We start from the raw sequence: 10563 nt of genomic DNA, 5'->3' as shown, positions 1-10563 counted from the left end.
CCTGGGGGTCCTCGGCGCTCCCGCCGCCTCGGCCCACGACTCGCTGGTGTCCAGCAGCCCCGCGGACGGCGCGGCGCTTCCCGCCCCGCCGGCGAGCGTCGACCTCGTGCTCTCCGAGCCCGCCCAGGCCCTGGGCACCCAGGTGAGCGTCACCGGACCGGACGGCCAGGAGCACGCCGCCGGCGCCGTCCAGCTCGTCGACGCCACGGTGAGCCAGCCGCTCGACGGCGACCTGCCGGCGGGCGACTACTCGGTGGCCTGGCGGGTGACGTCCTCCGACGGGCACCCGATCTCCGGCGAGCTCGGCTTCACCGTGGCCGCGGCGGCGACGGCTCCGGAGTCGACCCCGAGCACCGGCCCGGAGCCGGAGATGACCACGCAGGCGACGCCCGCGCCCTCCGCGAGCCCGGGGGACGCCGCGGACTCCCAGGACGCGGACTCCCAAGACGGGGCCCCGGTGAGCCGGACGATGAGCGCGGTGCTGGCGCTCGTGGCGCTGGGCGCCGTCGTGGCGCTGTTCGTGCTGGCGCGGCGCCGGCAGCCGCCGCAGGACTAGCGGTCGCGCTCGGTCACGCTGCGCGCGAACTCCACGAGCGCCTGCTTGACCGGGCCCTCGGGCAGCGGCGCCAGGACGGCGACGGCGTCGGCCGACCACTGGCGGGCGCGGGCGCGGGCCTCCTCGGTCACCGGGGAGGCCCGCAGCGCGTCGACCGCGGCGGCGAGGGCTGCGTCGGAGGTCAGGTCGCCCTCGAGGACGGCGACGAGGTCGGCGGCGTCGACGTCGCCCTCGGCGGCGCGCTCGCGCGCCAGCAGCACCGGCAGCGTGGCGACGCCCTCGCGCAGGTCGGTGCCCGCGACCTTGCCCGTGCCGGGGTCGCCCTCGCCGCCGGCGCGGGAGAGGTCGAGGACGTCGTCGGCGAGCTGGAACGCGACGCCGACCCGCTCGCCGTAGGCGACGAGCACGTCGACGACCTCGGGGCCGGCCCCGGCGAGCTCGGCGCCGAAGCGCGCGGCGAGGGCGATGAGGGAGCCGGTCTTGTCGCTGAGCACCTGGAGGTGGTGCGCCACCGGGTCCTCGCCGGGCCGCGGGCCGGTGGTCTCGTGCATCTGCCCCAGGCACAGGCGCTCGAACGTCTCGGCCTGCAGGCGCACGACCTCCGGGCCGAGGTCGGCCACGAGGCGCGAGGCGCGGGCGAAGAGCAGGTCGCCGGTGAGGATCGCCACGTCGTTGCCCCACAGCGCGTGGGCGGCGGGAGCGCCGCGGCGCACGGGCGCGGAGTCCATGACGTCGTCGTGGTAGAGGCTCGCGAGGTGGATCAGCTCCACGGCCACGGCCGCGGTGACCACCTGCGGCGCGGCGGCGTCGCCCAGGTGGGAGGTGAGCAGCGTGAGCATGGGGCGCACCCGCTTGCCCCCGGCCAGCACCAGGTGGCGCGAGGTCGTGTCGGCCAGCTCGTCGGTGTGGGCGACGGCCTCGAGGAGGCGGGCCTCGACGACGTCCAGGGACGCGCTGACCGCTTCGGTGAGCGCCGCGTCGACCGTCGGCAGCGCCGCGGACCCCCGGGCCCGGGTGGGCGGAGGCGGCGCCTGGCGCCCCGGCCGGCCGCTCGGCGCGGACACGGCCGCTCCCATCACCACGCCTCCAGGGTAGGCCCCCGCGCTCGGCCCGGTCGGCCGGGCGGGGCCTGGAGCGGGTGCGGTGCGCCACAGTCCACCCGCACGGGTGCGGGCATCAGCCCGCCGGGGCCAGCCTGCTGAGGGTGGCCACGATCCGGTCGGCGACGTCCCCGCCGCGCGGCTCGGCGAGGTTGGCCAGCATCTTCACCACGAGGTGCATGACCAGCCGGTTCGGCAGGCCGAAGCGGACGGCGGCCGCCATCACCGGCGGGTGGCTGATGAGCCGCGCGAAGGTGCGCCCGAGGGTGAAGTAGCCGCCGAGCTCGTCGCGCAGGGCGGCCGGGTAGGCCTGCAGCGCCTCCTCGCGCGCGGCGCCGTCGCTCGCCCGCAGGGCCGCGGCCCCCACCTCGGCGGCCAGGCGGCCGGAGTGCATCGCGTACTCGATGCCCTCGCCGTTGAAGGGGTTGACCATGCCGCCGGCGTCGCCGAGCAGGAGCATCCCCCGGCTGGCGTGCGGGGTGCGGTTGAAGCCCATCGGCAGCGCGGCGCTGCGCACCGGCCCCACCTGGTGCTCCTCGTCGAGGTGCCACTCCGGCGGGACCGTGGCCAGCCACGCCCGCAGCAGCGCCTTGAGGTCGACCGGCTCGCGCGAGTCGATGACGCCGAGGCCCACGTTCGCCGTCCCGTCGCCGAGCCCGAAGATCCAGCCGTAGCCGGGCAGCAGCGGCGAGCGGCGCGGCTCGCCCGCCCACAGCTCCAGCCAGCTCTCCATCCACGGGTCGTCCGAGCGCGGGGTGGTGAAGTAGGCGCGGGCGGCCACCCCCAGCGGGCGGTCGGTGCGCCGCTCGATGCCGAGCGCGAGCGCCATCCGGGCCGAGACGCCGTCGGCCGCCAGCACCAGCGGGGCCCGGACGACGGCCTCGGCGCCGGCCCGGCGCCCGCGCTCGTCGACCGGGCGCACGGTGACGCCGACCACGCGCCCGCTGCCCTCGTCGAGCACCGGGGCGACCGCCGCGGTCCGCTCCGCGAGGCGGGCGCCGCGGGCCTGGGCGTGGCGGGCGAGCACCTCGTCGAAGTCCGCGCGGGTGCGCACGAGGCCGTGGTCGGGGAAGCCGGACAGCGAGGGCCAGGGGATCTCGTAGGAGCGGCCGCCGCCGACCAGGCGCAGCCCGCGGGTGCGCGCCCAGCCGTCGTCGGTGCCCGTCGGCAGGCCCAGGTGCTCCAGCTCGCGCACCGCCCGGGGGGTCAGGCCGTCGCCGCACACCTTGTCGCGCGGGAAGGCGCTCTTCTCGACGAGCAGCACGTCCAGCCCCGCGCCGGCCAGGTACGCGGCGGCGGTCGAGCCGGCCGGTCCCGCGCCGACGACGACGACGTCGGCGCGCTCGGGCGGGCTCAAGAGGGGCGGACGCCGCGGTGCAGCGCCACGATCCCGCCGGTGAGGTCCTTCCACTCCACCTGCGACCAGCCCGCCCCGCCCAGCCACGCCGCCAGGCCGCCCTGGTCGGGCCAGGCGCGGATGGACTCGGCGAGGTAGACGTAGGCCTCGGGGTTGGTCGCCACCCGGCGGGCGATGACCGGCAGGGCCCGCATGAGGTACTCGGTGTAGACCGTGCGGAAGGCCGGCAGCGTCGGCCGCGAGAACTCGCACACCACCACGCGCCCGCCGGGGCGGGTCACCCGCAGCAGCTCGGCGAGGGCGCGCTGGGGCTCGACGACGTTGCGCAGGCCGAAGGAGATCGTCACGGCGTCGAAGGAGGCGTCGGCGAACGGCAGCGCGACGGCGTCACCGGCGACGAAGGGGATGTCGGGGCGCCGGGCCGCGCCGACGGCGAGCATGCCGCGGGAGAAGTCGCAGGCCACGGCGTTCGCGCCGAGGTCGGCGAAGGGCTCGGTGGAGGTGCCGGTGCCGGCCGCGAGGTCGAGCACCCGCTCGCCCGGGCGCAGGTCGAGGGCGCGCACCACGGCCCGGCGCCAGGCGCGGTCCTGGCGCAGCGACAGGACGGTGTTCGTGCGGTCGTAGTTGCGGGCCACGCCGTCGAACATGGCGGCGACCTGGGAGGGCTGCTTGGCGAGGTCGGCGCGGGTCACGCGCCCATCCTCCCACCGGCGCCGCTCACGCCCAGGGGTCGGGCGCCGCGCGGCAGCACGGCGGGACGTGATCGCCGTACCCTCCACCCCGTGAGCACCGACGCCCAGCCCTCGACCAGCAGTGCCGTGGACGCCGTCCGCGAGGTCGCCGCCGCCGCCGCCGCGGCCAGCACCGCCCTGCGCACCGCGCCGGACGAGCAGGTCTCCTCCGCGCTCGCCTCCGCCGCCTCGCGGGTCATCGCCTCCGCCGACGCGGTGCTCGCCGCGAACGCGGAGGACGTCGCCGCCGCCGAGGCCTCCGGGATGTCGGCGGGCCTGCTCGACCGCCTGCGCCTGACCCCGGAGCGGGTGCGCGGCGCCGCCCAGCAGCTGACCGAGCTCGCCGTGACGCCCACCCCGCCGCGCCTGCGCCCCGTGCGCGCGCTGCCGGACGGCTCGCGGGTCTTCGAGCGCCGGGTGCCGGTCGGCGTCATCGGCGCCACCTACGAGGCCCGCCCGGCCGTCACCCTCGACGTCGCCGGGCAGGTGCTGCGCGCCCGCAGCGCCGCGGTGCTGCGCACCGGCTCCGCCGCCCTGCGCACCTCCGCGGTGCTCGTCGACGAGGTGCTGGCCCCGGCCCTGGACGAGGTGGGCCTGCCCACCGGCGCCGTGGGCCTGGTGCGCGAGCCCGGGCACGCCTCGGCCGAGGCGCTGGTGAGCCAGCCCGACCTGCTGCCGCTGGTCATCGTCCGCGGCAGCGGCGAGACCACCCGCCACCTGGCCCGCCTCGGCGCCACGGCCGGCGTCCGGGTGCTGGCCCACGCCGACGGCGGCGGCGTCCTCTACGCCGACGCCTCCGCCGACGTCGAGGTGCTCCGCGGGCTGCTGCGCGCCGGCGTCGACCGGCTGGGCGTCTGCAACCGGCTCAACCTGCTGCTCGTGCACTCCAGCCGGTGGGAGGAGCTGACCGCGCTGGCCACCGCCGAGCTGGGCGAGCTGGGCGTGACCACGGCGCTGCCCCCGCACGCGACGCGGCTGGGCCACGAGTGGGCCCTGGACTCCGGGCACGAGGCGACCGTCACCGTCGCGCCCGTCGACGGCCCGGCCCAGGCCGCGGCGCTCGCCGGGGCGGAGACGAGCGGGATCGCCGCCACCGTGTGCGCCGCGGACGCCGGGGCGGCCTCGGAGTTCCTCGGCGCCTGGGGCGGCACGGGCGGGTTCTGGAACACGAGCACCCGCCTCCTCGACGGCTACCGCCTGCTGGGTGTGCCCGAGACGGGGATCAGCGTCGACCAGGTGCCCGGCCCGCGTGGCCCGGTGACCTTCCACGACCTGGCCCTGCGCCAGTTCGTCGTCCTGCCCCCCGACGGCGCCCCGGTGGCCGCCGCCCTGCAGCGGTGACGGCGGGCGCCCGCGAGGCGCCCGGCGGCCCCACCTACCCTGGACGGCGATGAGCACCGCCCTGCTCGGCCCCCAGCCCCGCCGCCCGCTGGACGCCGCGCTGCACAGCACCACCGTCGCGGTGGCCGACCCGGGCCCCCTGCTCGACCTGCTGCCCGGCGACGCCGCCACCCCCGGCGCCCCGATGGCGTGGGTGCGCCGCGGGGAGGGCCTGGTCGGCTGGGGCGAGGCCGCGCGCGTGGAGGTCGCCGGCGCCGACCGCTTCGCCCGCGCCGACGCCGCCTGGCGCGACCTGCTCGCCGGTGCCGTGATCAGCGACGCCGTCCGCCTCCCCGGCACCGGGCCGGTGGCCTTCACCTCGCTGAGCTTCGCCGACGACTCCGCCGCGGGCGGCGTGCTGCTCGTGCCGGCCGTCGTCCTGGGCCACCGCGGCGGCACCTGGTGGCTGACGACCACGACGCTCGGGCCCGACGGCCCTGCCGACCCGTCGGCGGTGGCGCCGGCCGACGTCCCGGCCTGCCCCGGCGAGATCACCTACGGCGACGGCGCGCTGAGCGGGCCGCAGTGGGCGAGCGCCGTGGCCGGGGCCGTGCGGCGCATCCAGGCCGGCGAGCTCGACAAGGTCGTCCTGGCCCGCGACCTCGAGGCCCGCGCGGAGCGGCCGGTCGACGTCCGCTGGCTCCTGGGCCGCCTCGCCGCCGCCTACCCCTCGTGCTGGTCCTTCGCCGTGGACGGGCTCGTCGGGGCCACCCCCGAGATGCTCGTGCGCCGCGAGCGCGGGCTGGTGCACTCGCGGGTGCTCGCCGGCACGATCCGGCGCACCGGCGACGACGACCGCGACGCCGCCCTGGCCGGCTCGCTGTCGCGCTCGGGCAAGGACCTCGAGGAGCACTCCTACGCGGTGGCCTCGGTGGTCTCGGCGCTCGCCGCGCACTGCGCCACCACGACAGCCCCGGACGCGCCGTTCGTGCTGCACCTGCCCAACGTCATGCACCTCGCCAGCGACATCACCGGCGTCCTGGACCGCTCCGGCGCCGGTTCGCCGTCCGTGGTCGCCCTCGCCGAGGCGCTCCACCCCACCGCCGCGGTCTGCGGCACGCCCACCGCCGCGGCGTCCGCGATGATCGCGGAGCTGGAGGGCATGGACCGCGACCGCTACGCCGGCCCGGTGGGCTGGGTGGACGCCACCGGCGACGGGGAGATGGGGCTGGCGCTGCGCTGCGCCCGCGTCGACGCCGACGACCCCCGGCGGGTGCGGCTGTTCGCCGGCTGCGGGGTCGTCGCCGGGTCGGTGCCGCTGGCCGAGCTGGCCGAGTCCGACGCCAAGCTGGTGCCGGTGCGCGACGCGCTCGCCGGCGACTGAACGGAGGAGACCCGTGCGCGCGCTGACGAGGGTGGCCGACCTGGTGGGCCGGTGGTTCGCGCTGTTCGTGGTGCTCGGCCTCGTGCTGGGGCTCGTGGCGCCCGACACGACGGCGAGCGCCGCGCCCCGGGTGCCGCTCCTGCTGGGCGTGATCATGTTCGGGATGGGCCTGACGCTCAGCGCGAGCGACTTCGCCGTCGTGCTGCGCCGCCCCGCTGCGGTCCTGACCGGGGTGGCCGCCCAGTACACGGTGATGCCGCTGCTGGGCTGGGGCGTGGGCCACGCGCTGGGCCTGTCGCCCGAGCTGGTCCTCGGCATGGTGCTGGTCGGTGCGGCCCCCGGCGGGACGGCGTCCAACGTCATCGTCTACCTGGCCCGCGGCAACGTGGCGCTGTCGGTGGCGATGACGACCATCTCCACCCTGCTCGCGCCCGTGCTGACCCCGCTGCTGATCCTCTGGCTCGCCGGCTCGCTGCTGCCGGTCGACCCCGGCGCCCTGCTGACCTCGATCGTCCAGGTGGTCCTGCTGCCGGTGGTGGGCGGGGCGCTGGTGCGCGCGCTCCTGCCCGGGCCGGTGCGCGCGGTGCTGCCGCTGCTGCCGCTGGTCTCCGTGCTCGGCATCCTCGCGGTGGTGGCCGCGGTGGTGGGCGCCAACGCCGACGCCGTGCGCAGCACCGGGCTCCTGGTGCTGCTGGCCGTGGTGCTCCACAACGGCCTCGGCCTGGCGCTCGGCTACGCGATCGGGCGGTTCACCGGCCTGGACGAGGGAGCCCGGCGCGCGGTGAGCATCGAGGTCGGGATGCAGAACTCGGGGCTGGCCGCGTCGCTGGCCACGGTGCACTTCTCCCCGGTCAGCGCCCTGCCCGCGGCGCTGTTCTCCGTCTGGCACAACCTCAGCGGCTCGGCGCTGGCCTCGCTGTGGGCGCGCCGTCCCGCCACCGACCCCGCGCCGGTGGAGGCGCCCACGGCCTCCTGAGCCGGGGCGGGGGCGCGGCCGCTAGCCTCGCCGCCACAGGGCGCGCCGGCGCGCCCCAGGGGAGGAGACCCAATGAGGGCCGTGCAGTTCACCGGACCCGGCCAGGTCGAGGTCGTCGACGTCCCCGACCCCGTGCCCGGGCCGCGCGAGGTGGTCGTCGCGCCCGCGGCGGTCGGCCTCTGCGGCACCGACCTGCACATCCTCGACGGCGACCTCGCCCGCGGCTGGCCGACCGTGCCCGGGCACGAGTTCGCGGGCGAGGTGGTCGCCGTCGGCACCGAGGTCGCCGACCTGGGGTACGCCGTCGCGGTGGGCGACCAGGTCGCCGTCGACCCCTCCCTGTACTGCGGCGAGTGCTACTACTGCCGCCGCGCGCGCGGCAACCAGTGCGAGCGGTGGGGCTCCCTCGGGGTCACGGCCCCCGGCGCGGCGGCGCAGCTGGTGGCCGCCCCCGCCGCGGGCTGCGTGCGCCTGCCCGGCCACGTCGACCCCGCGACGGCCGCGCTCGTCGAGCCCCTGGCGTGCGCCGTGCGCGGCTACGACGTGCTGCGGGCCGAGGTCGCCGCGCACGTGCTCATCTACGGCGCCGGGACGATGGGCCTGATGATGCTCGAGCTCGCCAAGCGCACGGGCGCCGCGAGCGTGACGGTCACCGACGTCAACCCGGCCAAGCTGGCGGGGGCCGCGGAGCTCGGCTGCACCGCGGCGGTCGCCAGCCCGGACGACGCGCCCCGCGAGCGCGGCTGGGACGTCGTCATCGACTGCACGGGAGCGGTCCCCGCCATCGAGGACGGCCTGGGCCGGGTCGGGCGCGGGGGCGCCTTCCTCCAGTTCGGCGTCTCGCCGCGGCAGGCGACCGCCCGGTTCAGCCCCTACCGGATCTACCACGAGGAGATCCGCGTCCTCGGGTCGATGGCGGTGCTGCACAGCTTCGAGCGGGCCGCGGACCTCTTCGCGGCCGGCGTCCTGGACCCCGCCGCCTTCATCACCCACCGGTACCCCCTCGAGGAGTACGGCCGGGCCCTGGCGACCTTCCGCGAGGGATCCGGGCGCAAGGTGCTGGTGCTGCCCGGCTCCTGAGACCCGCTCAGCCGGCCGCGGCCACCGCCGCGGCGATCCGGGCGTGCAGGTCGCGCAGGCCCGTGCGGTCGGTGCGCACCTCCACCACCGAGCGGCCCAGGACGCCGTCCGCGAGCGCCGCCCGCAGCGACGCCAGGTCGTCGGCCCGGCGGTGCGGGACGCGCAGCGCCGCGGCCAGGGCGCCCAGGTCGGCGCCGTGGGGCGTGCCGAAGAGGCGCTCGAACGTCGCGGCGCGCTCGGGCTCGCCGTGCTCCAGGCCGGTGAAGATGCCGCCGCCGTCGTCGTTGACGACGACGGCCTGCAGGTCCGGCTCGGGCTCCCCCGGCGGCAGGAGGAGGCCGTTGGCGTCGTGGAGCAGGGCCAGGTCGCCGACGAGCACCCGCACCGGCGCGCGGGCGGCCAGCGCGACCCCGGCCGCGGTCGAGAGCGTGCCGTCGATGCCGGCCAGGCCGCGGTTGGCGAGCACGGCCGGTCCTGCACCGGGCCAGGGGCGCGCGGCGAGGTCGAGGTCGCGCACGGGGTTGGACGCCGCGGCCACCAGGTGCTCGCGCCCGCCGAGCGCCGCGGCGACCTCCCGGGCCACCAGCGGCCCGCTCATCCGGCCCGCGGCGGCCTCGGCGTCGAGCACGGCGTCGACGGCCTCCGCAGCGGCCGCACCGGCCCGCTGCCACGCCGCGAGCCACGCGCCGCCCCCGGCCGCCGCCCCTCCCCCGTGATCACGGGATCCCGCCACCCCGGCCGGCGCCAGCACCCGGCGCACGGGGAACGGCGGCGCGGGGTCGTCGCCGTGGCGCACCACCTGCACGACCTCGACGTCGGCCCGGGCCAGCAGCCGCGCCACCGGGCGGGACAGCGTCGGGCGCCCGAGCACCACCGCGCGGCGCACCGCCCCGCCCAGCGCGGCCTGCGCGAGCAGCAGCCGGTACGGCCCGACGGCGTTGGGGCCGCTGCGCGCTCCGGAGCTCGGCTCGGCCAGGAGCGGCCAGCCGCGGGCCTCCGCGAGCGCCCGGGCGGCCGGGCCCGCGCCGTCCCCGGCGACCACCACGGTCTCGTCGGGCCCCGGGCCCACCAGAGCTGTCAGAACCACGGCGCGCTCCAGCGCGTCCTCGTGCTGACGCTCCAGGGGCTGAGGAGCGGGGGCGGGCGCGCTGGGGGCGTCGTCGGGCACGAGCGGGTCGTCGAAGGCGAGGTCGACGTGCACGGGGCCGGGGCGGGCGCGCTCGTCGCCGCGGGCGGCGCGCACGGCGTCCGCGACGCCGGCCCGCCACGTCGTGGCCACCTGCGCCAGGCGCTCGCCCGGGCCCGGCACGGCGAGGTCGAGCCCGCAGCGCACGGCGGCGCCGAACAGGCCCGCCTGCAGCGCCGTGGTCTGGTTGGCCCAGCTGCCGCGCAGGGCGTGCGGGCGGTCGGCGGTGAGCACGAGCAGCGGCACCCCCGCCTCGGCGGCCTCGAGCACCGCGGGGTGCAGGTTCGCCACCGCCGTGCCGGACGTCGTCACCACCGCCGCGGGCGAGCCCGCCCGCCCCATCCCCAGCGCGGTGAACGCCGCGGCCCGCTCGTCGTGGCGCACGTGCAGGCGCAGGCGCCCCGCGGCGTCGGCGGCGTGCAGGGCGTAGGCCAGCGGCGCGGAGCGCGACCCGGGGCACAGCACGACCTCGCGGACGCCGCCGGCCACGAGCTCGGCGACCACGGCCCGGGCCAGGAGGGTCGAGGGGTTCACCGGGTCATCGTCCCCCGGCGAGCACCGCGTGGCAGCGGGCCACCCGGTCCAGCCACCACTGCCGGCGCTGCGCCGGGACGCCGGCCGAGGCCTCGGCCAGCCGGGCGGGGTCCGGGGCGACCGCCCCGACGGGCAGCGACCCGCCGACCAGCGGCAGGGGCGCGGCGACGTCCGCGGCGAGCAGCCCCCCGGTGCCCAGGCCGCACGCCGACGGCTCCTGCGGCAGCGCCGCGGCAGCGGCCAGGCCGGCCGCGATCCCGACCGCGGTGTCCAGGGCGCTGGAGACGACGACCGGCAGGCCGTGGCGCTCGCGCAGCACCGCCGCGAGCGCCAGCACCG

At 78.6% G+C, this 10563-nt stretch carries 9 protein-coding genes and 1 pseudogene; 5 read left to right on the top strand and 5 right to left on the bottom strand.

Going from position 1 to position 10563, the window contains the following annotated elements:
- Nucleotides 1-556 (top strand): copper resistance CopC family protein (locus tag AC5FZL_RS12265; RefSeq protein WP_493618993.1); only part of this gene is annotated, 556 nt, incomplete at its 5' end.
- On the opposite strand, the gene AC5FZL_RS12260 is transcribed toward AC5FZL_RS12265, so the two are convergent.
- The 3 genes from AC5FZL_RS12260 to AC5FZL_RS12250 all read right to left on the bottom strand — a co-directional run bounded on the left by AC5FZL_RS12260 (nucleotide 553) and on the right by AC5FZL_RS12250 (nucleotide 3705).
- The gene (locus tag AC5FZL_RS12260) at nucleotides 553-1632 is read right to left on the bottom strand and encodes a polyprenyl synthetase family protein (RefSeq protein WP_493618995.1); all 1080 of its coding nucleotides are present in this window, start codon (nucleotides 1630-1632) and stop codon (nucleotides 553-555) included. The two genes, AC5FZL_RS12265 and AC5FZL_RS12260, sit on opposite strands and share 4 nt — an antisense overlap.
- A gap of 100 nt (nucleotides 1633-1732) precedes the next feature.
- Entirely contained in the window at nucleotides 1733-3013 is a 1281-nt protein-coding gene (locus AC5FZL_RS12255; protein ID WP_493618991.1) for a geranylgeranyl reductase family protein, read from the bottom strand.
- Complete coding sequence (locus tag AC5FZL_RS12250) at nucleotides 3010-3705, bottom strand: demethylmenaquinone methyltransferase (protein ID WP_493618989.1); 696 nt, start codon at nucleotides 3703-3705, stop codon at nucleotides 3010-3012. Before AC5FZL_RS12250 ends, AC5FZL_RS12255 begins: the two co-directional genes overlap by 4 nt.
- Before the next feature lie 90 nt (nucleotides 3706-3795).
- Here AC5FZL_RS12250 and AC5FZL_RS12245 point away from each other — a divergent pair, with 90 nt between their 5' ends.
- From AC5FZL_RS12245 to AC5FZL_RS12230, 4 genes are all read left to right on the top strand, one after another.
- On the top strand, nucleotides 3796-5085 hold the full coding sequence (locus tag AC5FZL_RS12245; protein WP_493618987.1) for an aldehyde dehydrogenase family protein: 1290 nt from the start codon (nucleotides 3796-3798) through the stop codon (nucleotides 5083-5085).
- Between the two features lie 49 nt (nucleotides 5086-5134).
- Nucleotides 5135-6448 carry an isochorismate synthase gene (locus tag AC5FZL_RS12240; protein WP_493618985.1) on the top strand — a complete coding sequence of 438 codons (1314 nt, stop codon included), beginning with the start codon at nucleotides 5135-5137 and terminating at the stop codon, nucleotides 6446-6448.
- 13 nt (nucleotides 6449-6461) lie between these two features.
- Nucleotides 6462-7424 carry a bile acid:sodium symporter family protein gene (locus AC5FZL_RS12235; RefSeq protein WP_493618983.1) on the top strand — a complete coding sequence of 321 codons (963 nt, stop codon included), beginning with the start codon at nucleotides 6462-6464 and terminating at the stop codon, nucleotides 7422-7424.
- A 72-nt stretch (nucleotides 7425-7496) separates the two neighbouring features.
- Nucleotides 7497-8504 carry a zinc-dependent alcohol dehydrogenase family protein gene (locus AC5FZL_RS12230; RefSeq protein ID WP_493618982.1) on the top strand — a complete coding sequence of 336 codons (1008 nt, stop codon included), beginning with the start codon at nucleotides 7497-7499 and terminating at the stop codon, nucleotides 8502-8504.
- A 7-nt stretch (nucleotides 8505-8511) separates the two neighbouring features.
- Here the strand turns inward: AC5FZL_RS12230 and menD are convergent, their stop codons facing one another.
- Both menD and AC5FZL_RS12220 read right to left on the bottom strand, forming a co-directional pair.
- The gene (menD, locus tag AC5FZL_RS12225) at nucleotides 8512-10224 is read right to left on the bottom strand and encodes a 2-succinyl-5-enolpyruvyl-6-hydroxy-3-cyclohexene-1-carboxylic-acid synthase (protein WP_493618980.1); all 1713 of its coding nucleotides are present in this window, start codon (nucleotides 10222-10224) and stop codon (nucleotides 8512-8514) included.
- Between the two features lie 4 nt (nucleotides 10225-10228).
- Nucleotides 10229-10563, bottom strand: a pseudogene (locus AC5FZL_RS12220) (o-succinylbenzoate synthase); the annotation flags it as partial.

Source organism: Quadrisphaera sp. DVD1, from assembly GCF_058932755.1.
Note: the sequence above shows the minus strand (reverse complement) of the source record. Positions and strands in the feature narration are given on the sequence as shown.

Excerpts from the sequence above, each read along its gene's own strand:
- AC5FZL_RS12260 (WP_493618995.1), bottom strand. The coding sequence starts at position 1,632 with ATGGGAGCGGCCGTGTCCGCGCCGAGCGGCCGGCCGGGGCGCCAGGCG.
- AC5FZL_RS12240 (WP_493618985.1), top strand. The coding sequence starts at position 5,135 with ATGAGCACCGCCCTGCTCGGCCCCCAGCCCCGCCGCCCGCTGGACGCC.
- AC5FZL_RS12230 (WP_493618982.1), top strand. The coding sequence starts at position 7,497 with ATGAGGGCCGTGCAGTTCACCGGACCCGGCCAGGTCGAGGTCGTCGAC.